This is a genomic window from Streptomyces pilosus (assembly GCF_014649835.1).
Classification (GTDB): Bacteria; Actinomycetota; Actinomycetes; order Streptomycetales; family Streptomycetaceae; genus Streptomyces; species Streptomyces pilosus.
The window spans coordinates 73,251-93,519 of sequence record NZ_BMTU01000010.1 but is presented as its reverse complement, the minus strand read 5'-3'; the positions used below and the strand labels follow the sequence as shown (position 1 = coordinate 93,519).

Annotated in this window: 18 protein-coding genes; 4 read left to right on the top strand and 14 right to left on the bottom strand. The window is 71.8% G+C overall.

The window, feature by feature from the left end; all coding sequences use genetic code 11:
- Window positions 1–13 precede the first annotated feature (13 nt).
- From IE118_RS23420 to IE118_RS23390, 7 genes are all read right to left on the bottom strand, one after another.
- Entirely contained in the window at window positions 14–1,051 is a 1,038-nt protein-coding gene (locus tag IE118_RS23420) for an ABC transporter permease (protein ID WP_189559984.1), read from the bottom strand.
- Window positions 1,048–2,010 (bottom strand): ABC transporter permease, encoded by a 963-nt coding sequence (locus IE118_RS23415; RefSeq protein ID WP_189559983.1) that lies wholly within the window; start codon window positions 2,008–2,010, stop codon window positions 1,048–1,050. The genes IE118_RS23420 and IE118_RS23415 overlap by 4 nt, the downstream gene beginning before the upstream one ends.
- Window positions 2,003–3,559 (bottom strand): sugar ABC transporter ATP-binding protein, encoded by a 1,557-nt coding sequence (locus IE118_RS23410; RefSeq protein ID WP_189559982.1) that lies wholly within the window; start codon window positions 3,557–3,559, stop codon window positions 2,003–2,005. Before IE118_RS23410 ends, IE118_RS23415 begins: the two co-directional genes overlap by 8 nt.
- A gap of 89 nt (window positions 3,560–3,648) precedes the next feature.
- A complete protein-coding gene (locus IE118_RS23405; RefSeq protein WP_189559981.1) occupies window positions 3,649–4,743 on the bottom strand; it encodes an ABC transporter substrate-binding protein in 1,095 nt (364 codons plus the stop codon).
- Between the two features lie 439 nt (window positions 4,744–5,182).
- The gene (locus IE118_RS23400) at window positions 5,183–6,214 is read right to left on the bottom strand and encodes a LacI family DNA-binding transcriptional regulator (protein WP_189559980.1); all 1,032 of its coding nucleotides are present in this window, start codon (window positions 6,212–6,214) and stop codon (window positions 5,183–5,185) included.
- Window positions 6,215–6,564: 350 nt separating this feature from the next.
- Entirely contained in the window at window positions 6,565–8,127 is a 1,563-nt protein-coding gene (locus tag IE118_RS23395; protein WP_373298337.1) for an MDR family MFS transporter, read from the bottom strand.
- A gap of 139 nt (window positions 8,128–8,266) precedes the next feature.
- Window positions 8,267–8,938 carry a TetR/AcrR family transcriptional regulator gene (locus tag IE118_RS23390; RefSeq protein ID WP_189559978.1) on the bottom strand — a complete coding sequence of 224 codons (672 nt, stop codon included), beginning with the start codon at window positions 8,936–8,938 and terminating at the stop codon, window positions 8,267–8,269.
- A 106-nt stretch (window positions 8,939–9,044) separates the two neighbouring features.
- Here IE118_RS23390 and IE118_RS23385 point away from each other — a divergent pair, with 106 nt between their 5' ends.
- Both IE118_RS23385 and IE118_RS23380 read left to right on the top strand, forming a co-directional pair.
- Window positions 9,045–10,235: an MFS transporter gene (locus tag IE118_RS23385; protein ID WP_189559977.1), complete on the top strand. Its 1,191-nt coding sequence runs from the start codon at window positions 9,045–9,047 to the stop codon at window positions 10,233–10,235.
- Window positions 10,236–10,300: 65 nt separating this feature from the next.
- On the top strand, window positions 10,301–11,272 hold the full coding sequence (locus IE118_RS23380) for a pirin family protein (RefSeq protein WP_189559976.1): 972 nt from the start codon (window positions 10,301–10,303) through the stop codon (window positions 11,270–11,272).
- A 199-nt stretch (window positions 11,273–11,471) separates the two neighbouring features.
- Here IE118_RS23380 and IE118_RS23375 read toward each other — a convergent pair whose 3' ends face one another.
- On the bottom strand, window positions 11,472–11,810 hold the full coding sequence (locus IE118_RS23375) for a helix-turn-helix transcriptional regulator (RefSeq protein ID WP_189559975.1): 339 nt from the start codon (window positions 11,808–11,810) through the stop codon (window positions 11,472–11,474).
- A gap of 146 nt (window positions 11,811–11,956) precedes the next feature.
- Here IE118_RS23375 and IE118_RS23370 point away from each other — a divergent pair, with 146 nt between their 5' ends.
- Both IE118_RS23370 and IE118_RS23365 read left to right on the top strand, forming a co-directional pair.
- Window positions 11,957–12,991: a TerC family protein gene (locus tag IE118_RS23370; protein ID WP_189559974.1), complete on the top strand. Its 1,035-nt coding sequence runs from the start codon at window positions 11,957–11,959 to the stop codon at window positions 12,989–12,991.
- A 122-nt stretch (window positions 12,992–13,113) separates the two neighbouring features.
- On the top strand, window positions 13,114–13,551 hold the full coding sequence (locus IE118_RS23365) for a universal stress protein (RefSeq protein WP_229846916.1): 438 nt from the start codon (window positions 13,114–13,116) through the stop codon (window positions 13,549–13,551).
- A gap of 90 nt (window positions 13,552–13,641) precedes the next feature.
- Here IE118_RS23365 and IE118_RS23360 read toward each other — a convergent pair whose 3' ends face one another.
- The 6 genes from IE118_RS23360 to adhE all read right to left on the bottom strand — a co-directional run bounded on the left by IE118_RS23360 (window position 13,642) and on the right by adhE (window position 20,149).
- Entirely contained in the window at window positions 13,642–13,908 is a 267-nt protein-coding gene (locus tag IE118_RS23360) for a metal-sensitive transcriptional regulator (RefSeq protein ID WP_189559973.1), read from the bottom strand.
- A gap of 159 nt (window positions 13,909–14,067) precedes the next feature.
- On the bottom strand, window positions 14,068–14,928 hold the full coding sequence (locus IE118_RS23355) for a sulfite exporter TauE/SafE family protein (RefSeq protein ID WP_189559972.1): 861 nt from the start codon (window positions 14,926–14,928) through the stop codon (window positions 14,068–14,070).
- Between the two features lie 5 nt (window positions 14,929–14,933).
- Window positions 14,934–15,515 carry a rhodanese-like domain-containing protein gene (locus IE118_RS23350; RefSeq protein WP_189559971.1) on the bottom strand — a complete coding sequence of 194 codons (582 nt, stop codon included), beginning with the start codon at window positions 15,513–15,515 and terminating at the stop codon, window positions 14,934–14,936.
- Window positions 15,516–15,544: 29 nt separating this feature from the next.
- A complete protein-coding gene (locus IE118_RS23345) occupies window positions 15,545–16,918 on the bottom strand; it encodes an MBL fold metallo-hydrolase (RefSeq protein WP_189559970.1) in 1,374 nt (457 codons plus the stop codon).
- On the bottom strand, window positions 16,915–17,271 hold the full coding sequence (locus tag IE118_RS23340; protein ID WP_189559969.1) for a rhodanese-like domain-containing protein: 357 nt from the start codon (window positions 17,269–17,271) through the stop codon (window positions 16,915–16,917). The genes IE118_RS23345 and IE118_RS23340 overlap by 4 nt, the downstream gene beginning before the upstream one ends.
- A gap of 235 nt (window positions 17,272–17,506) precedes the next feature.
- Window positions 17,507–20,149, bottom strand: a complete 2,643-nt coding sequence (gene adhE / locus IE118_RS23335) for a bifunctional acetaldehyde-CoA/alcohol dehydrogenase (protein ID WP_229846915.1) — start codon at window positions 20,147–20,149, stop codon at window positions 17,507–17,509.
- Window positions 20,150–20,269: the final 120 nt, after the last annotated feature.

Below are 20,269 nucleotides of genomic sequence, written 5' to 3'. Positions count from 1 at the left end.
CGCGTCCGGAGCTTCACATCAGCTGCCGCCGGCGGCCCAGCCAGGTCTGGGCGACGACCACGACAGCCAGGAAGGCGCCGCTGACGACCTGCTGGTAGGAGGAGTCCAGGGAGCCGATCTGGTTGATGACGTTCTGGATCACCTTCAGCAGCAGCACCCCGACCAGTGCCCCGCTGACGTGGCCGAGCCCGCCGGTGAGCAGGGTCCCGCCGATGACGACGGCGGCGATGGCCTCCAGCTCCATGCCGCTGCCGAGGATCGTCACCCCGGAGGCGAGCCACGCCGCGTTGAGCGCGCCGGCCAGTCCTGCCAGTACTCCCGACAGGGTGTAGACGAGGACCTTCGTCCGGGCCACGGGCACGCCCATGAGGGCCGCCGCGTCCTCGTTGCCGCCGACCGCGTACACGTGCTGGCCGAACCGTGTGCGGCGCAGCACGACCGCCCCGGCGGCGAACAGCGCCAGCGTGATCCACACCGGGTTGCCGAGCCCCAGGGTGCTGCCCTGGCCGAGTTCGGCGAGGAAGGACCCCTTGCCGATCAGGTACGTCTCGGCGCCCTCGTCGGTGAGCGCCAGCATCAGACCGCGGGCACCGAGCATCGCCGCCAGGGTCACGATGAAGGGCGCCAGCCGGGAGCGGGCCACGAGCAGGCCGTTGACCACGCCCACCGTCCCGCACACGACGAGCGGCAGCAGCAGGGCGACCAGGGTGCCGTGCCGTGAACCCCAGGCGGCCAGCACCCCGCCCAGCGCGAACAGTGAACCGACCGACAGGTCGATGCCGCCCGTGACGATCACGAAGGTCATGCCCAGCGCGACGATCGCCAGGAACGCCGAACTCGTCGCCATGTTGCCGAGGTTGTCCCCGGTGGCGAAGGAGTCGAAGCTGAACGACGCCACCACCGAGACGACCACCAGCACCGCCAGCGCGCCGTGCTGCTGGACCAGCGCGCTCACCCGCTCGGAGCGTGCCGCCCCTACGGCTTCACCGGCCGGTGCCGGCCCCTCGCCCCGCGTCGCGGCGGGCGGGGCGTCCGTCTTCGTGGCGCTCATCGCTTCCCCCGTCCCCGTGCCGCGTACACCGCGCACACGATCACTGCGGCCTGCGCGATCTGGGTCCAGGAGGGCGGCAGATCGTGCTTGATGAGGGTGGCGGTGAGCAGCTGGATGAGGACGGCTCCCGCCACGGTGCCCGCGATGTTCACCCGGCCGCCGGTGAGCGGTGTCCCACCGACCACGACGGCGGTGATCGCGGACAGCTCCATCAGATTGCCCAGTGAGGTCGGGTCGCTGGCCTGGAGCCGTGCCGTGGCGAGGACGCCCGCCACGGCGGCGAGCAGCGCGCAGACGACGTACACCACGATCAGGACCCGGCGCACCGGCAGTCCGGCGAGCTGTGCGGCGGGACGGCTGTCGCCGATCGCGAGGAGCTGCCGTCCGAAGGTGGTGCGGCGCACGACGAAGGCGACCAGCAGGGCCAGCACCGCGGCGATCAGGATCAGGTACGGGACGCCGAGCACGTCGCCGGAGCCCAGGGACGCCAGGGCGGGGTTGCGCAGGTCCTCCAGCTGCGGCAGCAGCACCAGGGCGAGTCCGCGTCCGCCGACCATGAGGGCCAGGGTCGCCACGATCGGCTGCACCCCGACGAACGCCACCAGCGCTCCGTTGGCCAGCCCGATCCCGGCGGCGAACACCGCCACCACCAGCAGCGCCGGCAGCAGTCCGTAGCCCAGGTAGAGGGCCGTAACGGAGGCAGCGAGGGCCATCACGGCACCGACCGAGAGGTCGACGCCCTCGGTGCCGATGACCAGGGCCATGCCCAGCGCCACGATGATGACGGGAGCGACCTGCACGGCCTGGGTGCGGAAGTTCTCCGCGGTCAGGAAGTGCGGGGTGATGACGATGTTGACGACCACGAGCAGGGCAACGCCGGCGTAGACGCCGTACGTCTGAAGCCATTGCAGGACGCGGGCCCTGTCCAGCGGGACGGTCTCCAGGGTTGCCTCAGCCATCGGCCGCCTCCCGAACCGTGTCCCCGGCCGGGGCGTGCCCGGCGATGCTCCGCATCAGCCTGTCCTCGGTGACCTCGTCGCCGGTCAGTTCGCCGACGACGGCACCGTCCTTCAGTACGACCACGCGGTCGGACCCTTCGATCAGTTCCTCCAGGTCGGAGGAGATGAGCAGGACTCCCAGGCCGTCCGCGGCGAGTTCGTCCACGAGTTTCTGCACCTCGGCCTTGGCCCCGACGTCGATGCCCCGGGTCGGCTCGTCCAGCAGCAGGACCTTCGGGTTCATCGCCAGCCAGCGGGCGAGCAGCACCTTCTGCTGGTTGCCGCCGGACAGTTCGCCGACCTTCTGGTGCGGCGAGGACGCCTTGATGCGCAGCCGTTCGACGAAGGTGTCGACGATGCGGTCGACGCGTGCCTCGGAGACCAGGCCGAACCGGGAGAGCCGGGGCAGGACGGCCAGCGAGATGTTCTCGCGCACCGACAGACCGGGCACGATGCCCTCGCTCTTGCGGTCCTCCGGCAGCAGGCTGACGCCGGCTCTGATGGCCGCCGGTGTGGAGCCCGGGCGCAGCGGGACCCCGGCCACCACGACACGGCCCGAACGCGTCGCCAGCGCACCGGACAGGGCCTTCGCGGTCTCGGTGCGTCCGGAGCCGAGCAGTCCGCCGAGGCCGACGACCTCACCGGGGCGGATGCTCACGGACACGCCGTGCAGCTGGTGCGGGACCGTCAGGTCCGTCGCCTCCAGCACCGGCCGGGCGCCGGTGGCGTGATGGTCGCCGGTGAACTTGGTCAGTCCTTCCTTGCGCACCTCGCCCAGTTCCCGGCCGAGCATGGTGGACACCAGGGTCAGCCGGTCGAGGTCGGCGAGGCGGCCGTGGTGCACGCGGCGGCCGTCGCGCAGCACGGTGACGGTGTCGCACACCGCGTACAGCTCGTCCAGGCGGTGGCTGACGTAGACGACGGCGATGCCCTCGTCGCGCAGCCTGCGGATGACCGAGAACAGCGTCTCGACCTCCCGCGGTTCCAGGGAGGAGGTCGGTTCGTCCATGACGACGATCCGGGCCTCGCTCGCCACGGCCCGGGCGAGGGCGACCATCTGCTGCGCGCCCACGCCGAGGCGGCGCAGCGGACGGCGGACGTCCACGCGCACCCCGTAGGCGCCGAGCGTCTCCTCGGCCTCGCGGTGCATGCGGGTGAGGTCCAGCAGACCGAGACGGTTCCGCGGCTCGCGGCCCAGGAAGAGGTTGCGGGCGACGCTCAGCAGGGGGATCAGGTTGACCTCTTGGTAGATGGTCGAGATCCCGGCCTTCTGGGCCTCCAGCGGAGTGGCGAACGAGACGTCGCGCCCCTGGAAAACGATGTCACCGGCGTCGGGCCGGTGGACCCCGGTGAGGAGCTTGATGAGGGTCGACTTGCCGGCGCCGTTCTCACCGATCAGTGCGTGGACCTCGCCGGCGTGCAGGGTCAGGTCCACGCCGTCCAGGGCCCGGACGCCGGGGAAGGTCTTGCTGAGTCCGCGGACGGCGAGGACTTCGGCGGGGGGAGCCACCTGTGCCTCCAGGAAGAGAGAGTGACGACCAGGAAGAGAGAGTGACGGCGGACGGGGCCCGGAGCGGAAGTACCGGGCCCGCGGCGGGTTCAGTAGGCCTTGCCGAGGTCCCGCTCGGCGTTGTCGGGGCTGTAGGCGCTGTCCTGGATCACGATGTCCTGGGGGACTTCCTTGCCCTGGGTGAAGGTGTCCAGCGTCTGGAACGCCAGCGGGCCGAACCTCGGGTTGGACTCGATGACACCGCTGATCCAGCCGTCGACGACGCCCTGCACGGCGTTGCGCGTGCCGTCGACGGTGACGATCTCGATGTCTCCGGCCTTCTTGCCCGCGCCCTTGAGCGCGGCCACCGCGCCGAGGCCCATCTCGTCGTTCTCCGCGTAGATGCCCTTGATGCCGGGCTTGGACTGGATGAGCTGCTCGGTGACCTGCTGGCCCTTCTCACGGGTGAAGTCACCGGTCTGCTCGAAGACGACCTTCAGTCCGGGTGCCTTCTCGGCCACGCGCTCCTTGAAGCCCTGGGTGCGCTCGGTGGTGACGTTGTTGCCGGCCGAACCCAGCAGGATGGCGACCTCGCCCTTGCCGCCGGTGGCCTCGATCATGTGGTCGGCGGCACGCCTGCCCTGCTCGACGAAGTCCGAGGCGATGAAGGACACGTAGTCCTTGCAGGCCGTGGCGTTGATCTTGCGGTCGATGGTGACGATGGGCACCTTCTTCGCGGCGGCGGCCTGCAGCACCGGGTCCCAGCCGTCGGAGTTGAGCGGGGCGATCACCAGCAGGTCGGCGCCCTTGGCGAGCAGGTCCTGCACGTCGCTGATCTGCTTGGAGAACTGCGACTGGGCGTTGGCCGTCAGCAGCTTGACGCCCCGCTCGGCCGCTTCGTCCTCGATGGACTGCGTCTCGGCGATGCGGAAGGGATTGGCTTCCTTCTCCGACTGGGAGAACCCGACCGTGGCGTCCTTCAGGTCGATCTTCTTGCCGCCGTAGGCGTCGATGGTGCAGGTCTTGCTGCCCGGCTTGGGCGTGACGACCTTCTGGCCGGCGTCGGCGGCCGCGGTCGACTTCTTGCCGCCCGCCGCGTCGTCCTCCGACTTGGCGCAGGAGGTGGCGGTCACGGCCATGGCGGCGGCCAGGGCGATGAGCGCCGGGCGGGTGAGGAGGCGGGAACGGTGAGTGGTGCGCTGCATGGTGACCCCGATCCGGGTGACGCTGAAAAGGGAACTGGGGAGCCGAAGGGCGCGCGGGTGTGGAGCTGCTCCCCCTGTGCACGGCGGCGTCCGGTGCGCCGCAAGGAGGTTTTTACATCGTTGGAAGGAGGCTGTAAACCCCTCGCGCGCAAGGTCGGAGGGGGAGGAGTGGCCGGTTCCTGACGTGCCGTCGAGGCCGCAGCGGAGGTGGGCTGCGGAGGAAGCGCTTGCACCCGGGGTGCGTGCGGCGGAGGCGCCGGGTACGGCGAAGTGGCCCCAGGGCGTGGGTGATTGCTTGCGGAGAAGGGGGGGGCGGCGAGACGTTCGCGGTGACGTGGTCGCGATGACCTGGGAGCAGGACGCGGTCGTCAGGCCGTCGGGAGGGCCCGCCTTCGCCGGTGTCCGCCCGCCCGCGGCCGGCGTCCCACGCTGATGTCCGTCAGTGGGTTCCCCGCGCGGATCCGGCCGGGCGGCCGAGCGTGCTCTCCCGTTCCACGAGTTGGTGGTCCGCCCGGATGCGGCGTGGCTCCGGCGCCCGGTCGTTGAGCCGGGCCAGCACCGACTCCACCGCCAGCCGGCCGATGGCGGCCTTGTCGGGGGACACGGAGGTCAGCGTGACCGCGCCGAAGCGGCCCTCGATGACGTCGTCGAACCCCACGACGGCGATGTCCTCCGGCACGCGCAGGCCCCGTTCGTGCAGCACCCGCATCGCCCCGATCGCCATGGGGTCGTTGTAGGCGAACACCGCGTCCGGCCGGCGCCCGCTGTCCAGGATGTGGTTCATGGCGAGCGCCCCGTCGGCGTGCCCCCAGCCGTCGGTGGCCGCGACCAGCCCCTCGTCGGCCGCGAGCCCCGCGGCCGTGAGTTCCTCCCGCCAGCCGCGGACGCGCAACTGGGCCGGCTCGCTCCGCCCGCGCCGGGCCCCGATGAACGCCACCTCCCGCCGCCCCAGCGCGATCAGGTGCCGCACGGCGGCGCGGGCCGCGGCGACGTTGTCGATCGCGATGTGGTCGTACGGCAGGTCGTAGTCCCGCTCGCCGAGCAGCACCAGCGGTACGTCCTCGGAGCGGTCGCGCAGGTCCTCGGCCTCCAGCTCGATGGGGCTGAGGATGAGCCCGTCGATGACCCGGGCCCGGAATCCCTGGCTCACCAGGAGCTCCTGCTCGCGCGACCCTCCGGTGTGGTCGAGCAGCACGATGTAGTCGTGCCGGGAGGCGGCGTCGATGACCGAGGCGGCCAGCTCGGCGAAGTAGGGGTTGCCGAGCTCGGGCAGCGCCAGCGCGATGATGCCCGTACGCCCCTTCCGCAGGTGTCTGGCGGCGAGGTTGGGCCGGTAGCCGAGCGCGTCGATGGACCGCTGGACACGCTCGCGCATGGCCGGGGTGACGTGCTGGTAGTTGTTCACCACGTTGGAGACGGTCTTGATGGAGACCCCCGCGTGCGCGGCGACGTCCTTGAGGCTGACCCGCACGGCAATCCCTTCGTGAGCGGCCCGACCCGGTTGGCCGGTGCGGATGGGATGCCGTCACCGTGAGTCGTGCGCCGAGCCGCCGGGCTCAAGTTTTACAACGTTATACATGCCGGTTCGCCGGGCTGACAAGGTCGGGGGGACTCGCCGGACCCGCGCCGGTGCTCTCATACGTCCCGGCCGTTCCCGCGCCGGTGTTCTCGTACGTCCCGGCCGCTCCCGGGATCGTAACGGCAGTACGGAGGGGGAGGCCGCCGCGACGGCGGACGCGTCACCGGGAGTCCTCGCGAGACCGGCGCACGTTCGCCCCGGACCCGCGGGTGCGGATCCGGGGCGAACGGGTGGGGGCGGACCTAGCCGCCGACCGCCGCCTTGTCGGGGGCGGTCGCGGAACCGGACTCCTCGGCGAGGCGCTCCATGCCGCTGGTCGTCTTCAGGGGCTTCTCCTTGAGGAACACGACCGTGATCAGCGCGAGCAGCGCGCAGGGAGTGGCGATGAGGAACAGGTCCGCGGTGGCGACACCGTAGGCGTGCTCGATGATTCCGCGTACCGGCTCGGGCAGGGTGCTCATGTCCGGGACGCTGGCCTCGCCGCTTCCCGCCCCCGGGGCCGCGGGGATGCCCGCCGCGTCCATGCCCTTGGTCGTCTCGGCGGCGACCCGGTTGGCGAGGATCGCACCGAGGACGCTGGTGCCGATGGTGCCGCCCATGCTGCGGAAGAAGGACAGTACGGAGGTGGCGGCGCCCAGTTCGCTCGCGGGCACGTCGTTCTGGGCGGCCAGCACCAGGTTCTGCATCAGCATGCCGACACCGACGCCGAGCACGGCCATGTAGAGGCTGAGCAGCGTGAAGGAGGTGTCCGCGCCGATGGTGGAGAGCAGGCCCAGGCCGACGGTCATGATCACCGCGCCCGCCACCAGGTATCGCTTCCAGACACCCGTCTTGCTGATCACCTGGCCGGCCACGGTGGACGACACCAGCAGACCGAGGATCATCGGCAGGCTCATCAGACCGGCGACGGTCGGCGACTTGCCGAGGGAGACCTGGAAGTACTGTGACAGGAAGACCGTGCCGCCGAACATGGCGACACCCACCAGCAGGCTGGCGACGGTGGTCAGCGTGACCGTGCGGTTGCGGAAGATGCCCAGCGGGATGACCGGCTCCTCCGTCCGCGCCTCGACGAACACGGCGGCGGCCAGCAGCAGGACCCCGGCGCCCGTGAGCGCGGCGGTCTGCCAGGAGACCCAGTCGAACTCGTTGCCCGCCAGCGTCACCCAGATGAGGAGGGCGCAGACGCCCGCCACGATGAGGAAGGCGCCCAGGAAGTCGATCTTCGCCTTGCGGCGGACCACGGGCAGGCTCAGGGTGCGCTGGAGCAGCGCGATGGCGAGCAGCGCGAACGGTACGCCGATGAAGAAGCACCAGCGCCAGCCGAGCCAGGAGGTGTCCACCAGCACACCGCCGATCAGCGGCCCGGCCACCGTGCCGACGGCGAACACCGCGCCGAAGATGCCCGCGTACTTGCCGAGCCGGCGGGGCGGGATGATCGCCGCCATCACGACCTGGGCGAGCGCGGTCAGTCCGCCCGCGCCGATGCCCTGCAGGACACGGCTGAAGATCAGCAGTTCGACGCCGTTGGAGAAGCCCGCGAGCAGCGAGCCGATCACGAACATGCCCAGCGACAGCTGGAGCAGCAGCTTCTTGTCGAACAGGTCGGACAGCTTGCCCCACAGCGGCACGGTCGCCGTCATGGCCAGCAGCTCCGAGGTGACGACCCAGGTGTAGGAGGACTGGCTCGCTCCCAGGTCGGCGATGATCGTGGGCAGCGCGTTGGCCACCACGGTGCCCGCCAGGATCGCCACGAACATGCCGGCCATCAGCCCGGACATGGCCTGGAGTATCTGCCGGTTGGTCATGGCGGCGGGCGGCGCCGTATCAGGCGCCTGTGTTGCGGTCACGGTCGTCTCTCTCAGCGGATCGGTGGTGAAAGCGGGGTCGCGCCCCGTCGGGAAACAAGGGGGGAGGGCGGTGGCCGCCCGGGGCGGCGCGCGGTGTCTACCGGCCCGGTGCCGGCAGCCCGGCGGCGAGGAGGGCGAACACCTCGCGGAACACGTCGGCGAAGGGGACGTCCTCGTCCTGCCGGTCGCACCAGTGCTGCACGCTCACCCGGACCGCCGTACCGGCCACGGCCGCGAGCAGCCGCGGATACAGGCCGGGCGCACGGCCCTCGCCACCGGAGGAGTGAGCGGCTGCACCCTCCCGTGTCCCGGCCGCGATCCGCTGGGCGACGACCTCGGCCAGACCCGCCTCGTCGGCCATCTGGGCGCCGAGGCTGCGCACGAGGAGGTGCGGGGCCGCCCGCAGTACCTCGGCGTGCAGAGTCCACAGTTCGTGCTGCCTCTCGGCCTCCGCCAGTTCGGCGGCGAGCGCCTCGCGCAGCGCCTCCAGGGGAGTCAGGTCCGCCGGGGCGTCGAGCAGTGACCGGCGCACCCGGGCGCCGACGTCCGCGTCGACGACCACGAAGGCGTCGTCGCGCGAGTCGAAGTAGTTGAAAAAGGTGCGCACGGAGACTCCGGCGGCCGCGCTGATCGCCTCCACGGTGACGTGGTCCGCCCCGTGCTCGGCGGCCAGGCGCACCGCGGCCTCTGTGAGGGCTGCGCGCGTGGCCCGCTTCTTGCGCTCCCGCAGCCCGCCGCCCGCGGCGTCCTTCCCCGTCATGCCGTGCATGCTATGCAAAAATGCACGATCTGCAAAATCAGCCGCCGTCCTTAGCTCCGCCCCGGCCGTGGCGTGCCGTGACGGTCACGGCCGGGTCCGGGGTTAGCGTCGGGTCATGGCCGGTGATCGCCGCGGGTGGCGGCTGTGTCTGCTCGGCGGTGCCGTGTTCGCGGTGTGCATGACCGGCACCACACTGCCGACCCCCCTCTACCCGCTGTACCAGGAGAAGTTCGGCTTCTCCGAGCTGACGGTCACCGTGGTCTACGCCGTGTACGCCGTCGCGGTCATCGGCGTACTGCTGCTGGCCGGCAATGCCTCGGACGCCGTCGGCAGACGCCCGGTGCTGCTCTGGGGCCTGGGCTGCGCGGCCGCGAGCGGGGTGTGCTTCCTGAGCGCCACCGGGCTCGGCTGGCTGTACGCCGGGCGGCTGCTGTCGGGACTGTCCGCGGGTCTGTTCACCGGGGTCGCCACCGCGTACGTCATGGAGCTGGCCCCGCGCGGCGGCGGATCCCGGGCCACGTTCGTCGCCACGGCCGTCAACATGGGCGGGCTCGGCTGCGGCCCGCTGCTCGCCGGGGTGCTCGCGCAGTACGCGCCCTGGCCGCTGTACCTGCCGTTCGCCGCGCACCTGGCCCTGGTGGCGTGCTCGGCGGCGATCCTGCTGCGGCTGCCCGAGACGGTGGGGGAGCGGCGCCCGCTGAGGACGGTACGGCCGCAGCGGCCCGGGGTGCCCGCGGGGGTGCGGCAGGTGTTCGGGCCCGCGGCGACCGCCTCGTTCGTCGGCTTCTCCCTGTTCGGCGTGTTCACCTCCGTCAGTCCGGCGTTCCTCGCGCAGTCCCTCGACGTTACCGACCACGCGGTGAGCGGAGCGGTGGTGGCGCTGGCGTTCTTCGCCTCCACCGGTGGTCAGCTGGCCGTCGGCCGGGTCGGCGTGGGGCGGTCCCTGCCCCTGGGCTGCGCCGGCCTCCTCACCGGCCTGGCCCTGCTCGCGGGCGCGTTGCTCTGGGACCTGCTGGCCCTGGTCGTGCTGAGCGCGCTCGTCGGGGGTTTCGGCCAGGGCCTGGCGTTCCGGGGCGCGCTGTCCGCGGTGAGCGGAGCGTCCCCGGCGGACCGGCGCGCCGCGGTGATCTCCTCGCTGTTCGTGGTGGCGTACGCGGGGATCTCGGTACCGGTCGTCGGCGTGGGCCTGCTGTCGGAACCGATGGGCCTGGAGGGCGCTGGACTGGTGTTCATCGCCTGCATGGCAGCCTTGGTGGTGACCGCGGCCGGCTACCTGGTGCGCCGTCCGGTGGCGACCGACGCGTGAACGGCGGCCTATAGTCGTCGCATAAAAATTGAAAATGCAACTTTCTGGGTGGAGGGCGAGAGGGCATGAGCAACACGGAGACACGGCCCCCGGAGCTGAAGTGCGGAGGCGAGGCGGAGGCGGCGCGCCCGGCCGGCGTCGAGGTCCTCACCGCGCGGGACGTACCGCTCGGCGGGCCCCGCGCGATGCGGGTGCGGCGCACCCTGCCGCAGCGGGCCCGGACACTCATCGGCGCCTGGTGCTTCGCCGACCACTACGGCCCCGACGACGTCACCGGCACCGGCGGCATGGACGTCGCCCCCCACCCGCACACCGGTCTGCAGACGGTGAGCTGGCTGTTCAGCGGGGAGATCGAGCACCGCGACAGCCTGGGCAGCCACGCCTACGTCCGCCCCGGCGAACTCAACCTGATGACCGGCGGTCACGGCATCAGCCATTCGGAGGTCTCCACACCGAACACCACGATCCTGCACGGGGTGCAGCTGTGGGTGGCACTGCCCCGCGAACATCAGGACGCGGCACGCGACTTCCAGCACCACGTACCCCAGCCGGTACCGCTGGACGGCGGCGAGGCGCGCGTCTTCCTCGGCTCGCTCGCCGGAGTCACGTCCCCCGTCCGGACCTTCACCCCCCTGCTGGGCGCCGAACTCACCCTGGCGCCGGGTGCCGTGACGACCCTCGACCTCGACCCCGCCCACGAGCACGGCGTCCTCGTCGACACGGGCGACGTCCTCGTCGGGGGCACCGCCGTACAGCCGGCCGAACTGGGCTACGCGGCCCCCGGCCGCACGGCACTCACCCTGACCAACCGGGGGCCGGAGGCCGCACGCCTGGTCCTGTTGGGTGGTCCGCCGTTCGACGAGGAGATCGTCATGTGGTGGAACTTCATCGGCCGGTCGCACGAGGACATCGTGCGGGCTCGCGAGGACTGGACGAACGGCACCCGCTTCGGCGAGGTGCACGGGTACGACGGGGCCCCGCTGCCCGCGCCGGAGCTGCCGAACACGCCCTTGAAGCCGCGGGGAAGGGCCCGCTGATCCGCTGTCCCGGACACCGGGTACGTCGGGTGGCGTACGGGTGCCTTCGGGAGGGGGGATCGCTGGTGACGTCACGTGTGCTGTCGGAGGCGAGGGCGGTCAGGACCGGCCCGGGCGTGTGCCCGAGGGTCCGCCATGTGCGTTTCGGCCCCTGGGGGACGAGGCGGGCGCTCCCCGTCGCTCGCAGGGCGGCGGATGGTCAGGAGGCGGTGCTCCCGGTGTCCTCGGCGGGGGTGTCCTCGCGGTGCAGGAAGGTGGCCAGCAGGTCACCCACGGGGTGGTCGGCTTCGCTGGGGTGACGCAGGGCCACGGTGGGGTCGATGGTGTAGCGATTGCGGCGGCCGACGCGTGTGCGGGTGAGATATCCGGCCGCCTCCAGGTCGGCGACGATCAGTTGCACGGCGCGTTCGGTGATGCCGATGAGGTCGGCGACGTCGCGTCCCCGTGCTTCCGGGTCACGGGCGAGGGCGATCAGGACACGGGCGTGGTTGGTCAGGAACGTCCACTGGTCGCCACGCTTGGCGGAGGGCTGGCTCACGGACCCATCCTACGAAGCCGGGTTCGTCTGATCAAAGAAGTTTCGCGAAAGTCGATGCACGAAAAATATTTCGCGTAATTCTTGACGCAGGTCGGGTGCCGGGTGACGCTGGACGTGTCGCTCCCGTCCGAGGAAGCCGAGCAACCATGAACGAACTGTCCTTCACCGTCCCCCTGTGGATGTGGGCGGCGGTCACCGCCGGTATCGGCGTGATGCTCGCCGTCGACCTGATCGCCCACCGCGACAACCACGTGATCGGCTTCCGTGAGGCCGCGCTGTGGAGCGCGCTGTGGATCGCCGTCGGCCTGGGGTTCGGCCTGATCCTGCTCGCCTGGCAGGGCGGTGAGACCGCCTCCACCTACTACGCCGGCTACCTGATCGAGAAGGCCCTGTCGATCGACAACGTCTTCGTCTTCGCGCTGGTCTTCTCGTTCTTCGCCGTGCCCGACGTCTACCAGCACAAGGTGCTGTTCTGGGGTGTCATCGGCGCACTGGCGGCCCGGCTGGTGTTCATCTTCGTCGGCGCCGAGCTCCTGCGGGTGTTCTTCTGGACCGCCTACCTCTTCGGCGCCTTCTTGATCTGGACCGGGTGGAAGATGGCCGTCTCCAAGGACGAGGAGGTCCACCCCGACCGCAACCCCGTCGTCCGCCTGGTCAGGAAACTCATCCCCACCGATCCGCGGTTCCACGGCGACTCGTTCTTCGTCCGCGTCGGCGGCAGGCGCGTCGCGACGCTGCTGTTCGTGGTCCTGGTCGCGATCGAGGCGACCGACCTGGTCTTCGCCGTCGACTCCGTCGCCGCGGTCCTCGCCATCACCACCAACACCTTCCTGGTATGGACCGCCAACGCCTTCGCCGTCCTGGGCCTGCGCAGCCTGTACTTCTGCCTGGCCGGACTGCTGCGCCGCTTCCCGTACCTGCACTACGGCCTCGCCGTCCTGCTCGCCTTCGCCGGCGTCAAGCTCATCCTGTCCGAGACGCCCGTGGGCAAGCTGCCCATTCCCCTCACCCTCGGCGTCATCGTCGTCACGATCACCGTGTCCATCATGTGGTCGCTGATCGCCACCCGGGGCCGGCCCGCCGGAACGGCCGGGGACGAGACCCGCCGCGCGGCGGCCTCCACTCCCGCCGCCCGCCGACCCGCGGCCCCGCACAGCACGCACGACAAGGAATCGCCATGACCGCACCTCCCTCCGTCCCTCCCCGCCCGGGAGGCGCCACGGCCGTGAACTCCTCCCGCTCCGCCATCCCTTCGCACGTGTCCGGACCAGGTCACTCGCGCCCTCGGTTTCCGGTGGCCGCCGTGCTGGCCGACCGCCTCGACGACGTCCCCGTGGTGGATGCCGCCATCCGGCTGGCCGACGCCCGCGGCGCCCCACTGCTGCTGATCGCGGTGCTGCCGCCCCTGCTGCCGGGGGCCGTGCCGCGCCCGCCGGACAGTGCTGCGGTGCGCGCGGTGGTGGGGCGGGCCCTGCCTCGTGTGGCCCGGGCCGGTGTCGCCCACACGCCCGCCGTCTACCACCGCCCTGCCGGCCGTGCCGGACGGCTCGGGACGGCCAAGGGGCTGCTGGACGTGGCGGTCGCGTACGGCTGCTCGGTGCTGGTCGTCTCGCTCAGCGGGCCGGCCGAGCTCGATGCCTGCACGGTGATGGACGCGGCCGCCATCCGTGGCGGGCCGCTCGTCCGGGCGGCTTCGCCGGTGCCCTGGGTGCCGCTGGTCGCACCCTGCCCCGAGCGCTGACCGGCCGGCGGGGGACGCCGGAGCCGGAACGGCGGATCGGCGCCCTCGGCTCGGCCCCGCGTCCAGGGGGAGACGGCTCGGCTCCGCGTCTCAGGAGAGGGAGAGGAAGAGCTTCTCCATCTTCCGGGTGTCGAGGCTGTCGGCGCCGCCCTCCTGGCTCAGGCACTCCTTGAGGCCGCTGGCGACGATGGCGAAGCCGGCGCGGTCCAGGGCGCGGTTGACGGCGGCGAGCTGGGTGATGACGTCCTCGCAGTCGCGTCCTTCCTCCAGCATGCGGACGACGCCGGCGAGCTGTCCCTGGGCGCGCTTGAGGCGGTTGGCGGCCGACCGTACCTGGTCGGCGGGGAGCTGGACCATGGGGTGTCCTCTCGAGCGGCGTTTGATACCCCCTGGGGTAATGAACGCCGGAACGGGGCGGGGCATTCCCCGGACGGCACGGCATGCCACTGCCCCGGCGCGCCGAGGGGCGGTGCGCCGGGGCAGCGGTGGGCCGGGGCGGCGGTGGGCCGGGGGCCGCTAGGCCCGGTGGACGGCCCGTCGCAGCGGACAGCGGGCGACGAGGCCGTAGCAGAGACCCGCGCCTGCGCCCAGCGCAGCGAGGGCCGCCAGGGCCGGGACCGCGATCTGGGCGGGGGCCTGCTGGACCAGGACGAAGGTGCCCATGACCAGCACGAACCAGGCGAACAGCCGGGAGAGGACGGCGGCGGGGACGCGCCCGGCCAGCCGGGCCCCGGCGAGGCTGCCGACGACCGCGAACCCGGTGACGGCCAGGGTCAGGCTCCAGTCGATCCGGACGCTCGACAGATAGCCGGCGAACCCCGCGGCGGACTTCATCGCGATGACCAGGAGCGAGGTGCCGATGGCGACCGGCATGGGCAGGCCGCCGAGCAGGGCCAGGGCCGGGACGACGAGGAAACCGCCGCCCGCGCCGACCAGGCCGGTGGCCAGGCCCACGGCCGCGCCGTCCAGCAGGACGCGCCCCACGGGGAGTTGCCGGTGGGCCCGGTCGGGGCCGGTGGAGCGCCCGCCGCGGAGCATGGCGGCGGCGGTGACGATCATCATGACGGCGAAGGCGATCAGCAGGACCACGTCGGGGATGTGGCCGCCGATGAGCCCGCCGGTGTAGGCGCCCGCCATGCCGGCGGCGCCGAACAGGACGCCGGTGCGCCAGCGGACCCGCCCGCCGCGGGCATGGTTGATCATGCCCACGGCGGAGGTGACGCCGACGACGAACAGGGAGGTGGCGATGGCCTCCTTGGCGTCCATGCCCGCGACGTAGACCAGCAGCGGCACGGTCAGGATCGACCCGCCTCCCCCGAGCAGGCCGAGGGAGAGGCCCACCAGCAGCGCGAGGACCAGGACGAGCGTCAGCGTCATGACGGTCACCTGCCGTCGGCGAGCCGGGCGACGGCCTTGCGCGGGTCGAAGGACGGAGTGCGGTTCCACGGCATCTTCGACAGCAGTACGCCCATGGCGCAGGTGTTGCTGATCGCGGCGAAGGCCAGTCCGCCACCGACGAACGCGGACAGCGCCTGCATACCGGGGACGAAGAAACTGCCGACGGCGCCGACCAGCACCAGGGAGCCGGCGACCAGGCGGACCTGGCGCTCCATGTCCCAGCGCTCCTGGCCGTAGGTGGTCGCGGCACCGGACTTCTCCCAGGCGGTCATGCCGCCCGACAGGACCGCCAGGCCGGGCAGCCCGGCCTCGGCGAGGGCGCGTTCCGCCTGCCCGGCCCGCTGGCCGGAGCGGCACACCAGCACCACGTCGGTGTCCAGGTGCCGGGTCAGTTCCTCGCGGTCCTCGCGCAGGGTGGCCAGTGGGACGTTGTAGGAGCCGGGGATGTGCGCTCCCTCGAACTCGGCGGGGGAGCGGACGTCGAGCAGCCGGGGCGGGTTGGCCGAGTCGAGCTTGGCGCGCAGTTCGTCGATGGTCAGGCTGCGGGGGGTGGTGGGGGTGGTCACGCGTTGATCTCCTGTGGGTTGTCGGGGGTTCAGGAACGGGCGGCGGGGGTGGCGGGGCACAGCCCCAGGCCGAGGGCGTTGTCGATGCTGTCGTCGACGGCGACGACGTCACGGCCGCGGGCGTGGAGCAGCGCGGCGACGACTCCGGCGCGGTAGCCGCCGGCGCAGTGCACCCAGACCCGGCCCGCAGGGATCTCGTCGAGGCGGCCCGGCACCTCGTGTATGGGGATGTGTACCGTGCCCGGAATGTGCGCCTCGGCGCGCTCCTGGTCGCGCCGCACGTCCAGGACGACGAAGTCGTCGTCGCCGGCCAGGGCGGCCTTCAGGTCGCCGAAGCCGGCGCGCTCGTAGGCGGCCAGGGGCTCGCCGCCGGCCCAGTCCCCGGGACCGCCGGTGGCCATGGCGGCCGGGCGGTCGATGCCGATGCGGACCAGTTCGCGCTGGGCCTCGGCCACGTCCGCGGCACTCTCCCCGAGCAGGGTGAGCGGGGTGCCCCACGGGATCAGCCAGCCCAGGTAGGTGACGAACTGGCCGTCCAGGCCGAAGTTGAGGCTGCCGGCGAGGTGCCCGGCGGCGAAGGCGGTGCGGTCGCGCAGGTCCACCACCCACTCGCCGGCCTCGATCCGGCGGCGCAGTTCGGCCGGGTCCGCGACGGACGGCGCGGACAGGTCCGGCTTGCCGGGCCCGCCGGAGTTGGCCGGGCCCATGTGGGCGTAGTAGGCCGGGTAGGCGTCCAGACCGGCCAGGAGCTGGGCTACATAGGACTCCTCGTCCGCGGTCAGCGCGGTGTTGGTGCGCTTCTCCTCGCCGATGGTGCTGGCCAGGCCGGTGGCCTGGGTCGCGGAGCAGAACGAGCCGAACCCGTGGGTGGGGTAGACGGCCGTCTCGTCCGGCAGCTCCTCGGCCAGCCGTCGCGCCGAGCGCCACTGCGCACGCACCAGCGTGTCGGTGTGGTCCGGGCCCAGCAGGTCGGGGCGTCCGGTGGAGCCGTACAGCAGGGAGCCGCCGGTGAACACCGCGACCTGCTCCCCGCCGGCCTGAAGGGCGTAGGAGAGGTGGGTGTGGGTGTGGCCGGGGGTGTGGATCGCCCGCACCCGCAGGGTGTCGCCGACCTCGATCACCTGGCCGTCGCGCACCGGGGTCCGCTCGTAGGAGACCTCGTCGTCCGCGTTCACCAGGTACCGCGCGCCCACCTCGCGGGCCAGGGCCAGGCCGCCGGTGACGTAGTCGTTGTGGATGTGCGTCTCGAACACGTGGGTGATCCGTACCCCGGCCGCGTCGGCCAGCGCGGTCACACGGTCGTAGTCGCGCTGGGGGTCGACCACCAGGGCCACGGAACCGTCGTGGGCGAGGTAGGTGCGGTCGCCCAGGCCGGGGGTCTCGACGGGCAGGACGGTGATCATCGCGTCTCCTCGGGGGTGGCGGGGGCCGTGGACGTGCCGGGCTCCTCACCCGTGACCGCGGGGCGGCCCGCGTCGATCCATGCGGCGGTGCCGCCGCTGACGCTGTGGGCGTCGTAGCCCAGGTCGCGGAGCAGGGCGGTCGCCTGTGCGCTGCGGCCGCCGCTCTGACAGATCACGTGCACCGGCCGGTCCTTGGGCAGTGCGGCGAGGGTGAGGGGGAGGTCGGGCAGCGGTGCCGACCGGGCGCCGGGGACGTGGCCGGCGCGGTACTCGCCGCGGTCGCGGACGTCGAGGACGAGGGCGCCTGCGGCGTGCGCCGCCGCGAACGTGCGCTGGTCGATCTCGGGAACCATGCGGGGAACTCCTGCTCGCTTGCCTTCGGTGATACCCAGGGGGGTATACATGTCTCAACCGTAACAGGATCTGTCTTATGCCCCGGGGGGTATCCCGATGTGAGGTGTTTCGCATGCCGGGTTCCCGCCCCCTGCCGGGTGCGGAACCGCGCCCGGAACGCCGAAAGCCGCCGTAACGAGAGCCCGGAGGGCTCTCGTTACGGCGGCTTTGGACCGGTGACCACCGGCCCCGTGGTCAGCCGTGGTAGGCGGTGCGCATGAGCGCCTGCATGTCGTCCAGCACGGGCATCCGCGGGTTGGCGGGAGCGCACTGGTCCTCGTAGGCGTTGAGGGCCTGCTGGGGGAGGGCGTCGAGGAAGTCCCGCTCGTCGACGCCGAGGTCCCGGAACGACGGCTCGATGCCCACGGCGTCGCGCAGCCGCTCCACGGCCGCGGCGAGGGCCTCCACGCCCTCCTGCGGTGTCGCGGCGGGCAGGCCGAGGGCGCGGGCGATGTCCTGGAAGCGTTCGGGAGCCCGGTAGTGCTCGTACTTGGGCCAGCCGGTGAGCTTCGTGGGGACGGTGCCGTTGTAGCGGATCACGTGCGGGAGCAGGACCGCGTTGGTGCGGCCGTGCGCGATGTGGAAGGTGGCACCGAGGGTGTGGGACATGGCGTGGACGATGCCGAGGAAGGCGTTGCCGAAGGCCATGCCCGCGATGGTGCCGGCGTTGTGCATCTTCTCCCGGGCCTCCGCCGCACCCTCGCGGTCGTTCACCGCCGCCTCGAGGTTGCCGAAGATCAGGCGGATCGCGTGCAGCGCCGGCCCGTCGGTGAAGTCGTTGGCGTAGACGGACACGTACGCCTCGATGGCGTGGGTGAGGGCGTCGAAGCCGCTGTCGGCCGCCAGCGCGGGCGGCAGGGCGGTGGTGAGGAGGGGGTCGACGATGGCCACGCTGGGGGTGAGCGCGTAGTCGGCCAGTGGGTACTTCTTGCCGGTGGCCGGGTCGGAGATGACGGCGAAGGGGGTGACCTCCGCACCGGTCCCGGAGGTGGTGGGCACGCACACCAGGCGGGCCAGCCTGCCGAGCGCCGGGAAGCGGAAAGCACGCTTGCGGATGTCGGAGAACTTCTGCCGCATGTCGGCGAAGTCGATGCCGGGCTGCTCGTACAGCAGCCACATCACCTTGGCCGCGTCCATGGGCGAGCCCCCGCCCAGGGCGATGATCGTGTCGGGCCGGAAGTCCCGCATGAGGTCCGCGCCGCGCCGCACCGAGTCGATGCTGGGTTCCGGCTGCACGTTGTCGATGACCTGGAGGGTGACCGGGTCACGGCGCCGCTGCAGGACGCGTGAGATCCGGTCGACGAAGCCGAGACGGGTCATGGTGGCGTCGGTGACGACGGTGACGCGGTGGACGTCCGGCATGGAGGCCAGGTAACGGATGGCCTGCGGCTCGAAGTAGATCTTCGGCGGAACCTTGAACCACTGCAGGTTGTTGCGCCGCGTACCGACCCGCTTGACGTTGAGCAGCTGCGCGGCGGAGACGTTGTTGGACACCGACGTGCTGCCCCAGGAGCCGCAGCCGAGAGTCAGCGACGGCAGCAGACCGTTGTAGATGCCACCGATCGCACCCTGCGAGGAGGGGGCGTTGACGATGACGCGCACGGTCTTCATGCGGGTGCCGTACGCCTCGGCCAGGGCCCGGTCCTCGGTGTGGATGACGGCACTGTGTCCCTGGCCGTGGAAGGCGACCATGTCGGCGGCCAGAGCGAAACCCTGCTCTTCGTCCTCGGCCCGGAGCACCGCCAGCACGGGGCACAGCTTCTCCCGGGTCAGCGGCTCGTCCGGGCCGACGTGGGCGGTCTCGACGAAATTGACCGAGGTGTCCTCCGGCACGGAGAAGCCGGCCTGCCCGGCGATCCAGGCGGGGCTCCGTCCCACGGCGGCGGCGTTCACCTTGGGCTCGCAGCCGGCGCCCGAGCCGCCGGCGGCGGGAAAGAGGAAGGACTCCAGCTTCGCCTTCTCCTCCGGCGTCGCCAGATGGGCGTGGAGGGTGCGGAACTCGGCGAGCGCCGCGTCGTAGATGCCGGTGTCCAGGATGACGGCCTGCTCGGAGGCGCAGATCATGCCGTGGTCGAAGGACTTGGACAGGACCAGGTCGTTGACGGCGCGGCGCAGCTTCGCGCTCCGGTGGACGTAGGCGGGGACGTTGCCGGCGCCGACGCCGAGGGCGGGCTTGCCGGCCGAGTACGCGGCCTTGACCATGGCGTTGCCACCGGTGGCGAGGATGAGCGAGACGCCCGGATGCCGCATCAGCGTGCGGGTGGCCTCGACCGACGGCTCCTCGATCCACTGCACGCAGTGCTCCGGCGCTCCCGCGGCGACGGCCGCGTCGCGCACCACGCGGGCGGCCTCGGCACTGCACCGCTGCGCCGAGGGGTGGAAGGCGAACACGACCGGGTTGCGGGTCTTCAGCGCCATCAGCGCCTTGAAGATCGTCGTGGAGGTCGGATTGGTGACGGGGGTGATCGCGCACACCACCCCCACCGGTTCGGCGATCTCGACCATGTCCTCGATGTCGTCACGGGCGATGACCCCGACCGTCTTCATGTGGCCCATGCTGTGCGTGACGTGCTCGCAGGCGAACATGTTCTTGGCCGCCTTGTCCTCGAACACACCCCGCCCGGTCTCCTCCACGGCCAGCAGGGCCAGCGCGGTGTGCTGGTCCAGGGCGGCGACCGACGCCTTCTTCACGATGTGGTCGACCTGCTCCTGGGTGAGGGACTCGTAGTCGGCGAGCGCCTTGAGGCCGGCCGTGACCAGACGGTCCACGGCGACCGCGGTGTCGGACGGGGCGTCGGTCCTGACGCGGTCTTCGGTCCGCACGTCCTGTCGGGTCATGGTGGGTGCCTCCGTTGTCGGGGGCCGCCGTGCGGTACGGCGGCGCCACTGTCTGCCTTCACCGTCCTCCCGTTCCGCCCGCCGCAGGAGACGCCGAAGGACCCCTCCCGCGCCCGTGCG

Coding starts and splice junctions, on each gene's coding strand:
- adhE (WP_229846915.1), bottom strand. CDS start 20,149: ATGACCCGACAGGACGTGCGGACCGAAGACCGCGTCAGGACCGACGCC.
- IE118_RS23345 (WP_189559970.1), bottom strand. CDS start 16,918: ATGATCACCGTCCTGCCCGTCGAGACCCCCGGCCTGGGCGACCGCACC.
- IE118_RS23420 (WP_189559984.1), bottom strand. CDS start 1,051: ATGAGCGCCACGAAGACGGACGCCCCGCCCGCCGCGACGCGGGGCGAG.
- IE118_RS23360 (WP_189559973.1), bottom strand. CDS start 13,908: ATGGTCCAGCTCCCCGCCGACCAGGTACGGTCGGCCGCCAACCGCCTC.
- IE118_RS23355 (WP_189559972.1), bottom strand. CDS start 14,928: ATGACGCTGACGCTCGTCCTGGTCCTCGCGCTGCTGGTGGGCCTCTCC.
- IE118_RS23380 (WP_189559976.1), top strand. CDS start 10,301: ATGAGCAACACGGAGACACGGCCCCCGGAGCTGAAGTGCGGAGGCGAG.
- IE118_RS23405 (WP_189559981.1), bottom strand. CDS start 4,743: ATGCAGCGCACCACTCACCGTTCCCGCCTCCTCACCCGCCCGGCGCTC.
- IE118_RS23340 (WP_189559969.1), bottom strand. CDS start 17,271: ATGGTTCCCGAGATCGACCAGCGCACGTTCGCGGCGGCGCACGCCGCA.
- IE118_RS23385 (WP_189559977.1), top strand. CDS start 9,045: ATGGCCGGTGATCGCCGCGGGTGGCGGCTGTGTCTGCTCGGCGGTGCC.
- IE118_RS23370 (WP_189559974.1), top strand. CDS start 11,957: ATGAACGAACTGTCCTTCACCGTCCCCCTGTGGATGTGGGCGGCGGTC.
- IE118_RS23415 (WP_189559983.1), bottom strand. CDS start 2,010: ATGGCTGAGGCAACCCTGGAGACCGTCCCGCTGGACAGGGCCCGCGTC.
- IE118_RS23390 (WP_189559978.1), bottom strand. CDS start 8,938: ATGCACGGCATGACGGGGAAGGACGCCGCGGGCGGCGGGCTGCGGGAG.
- IE118_RS23395 (WP_373298337.1), bottom strand. CDS start 8,127: ATGACCAACCGGCAGATACTCCAGGCCATGTCCGGGCTGATGGCCGGC.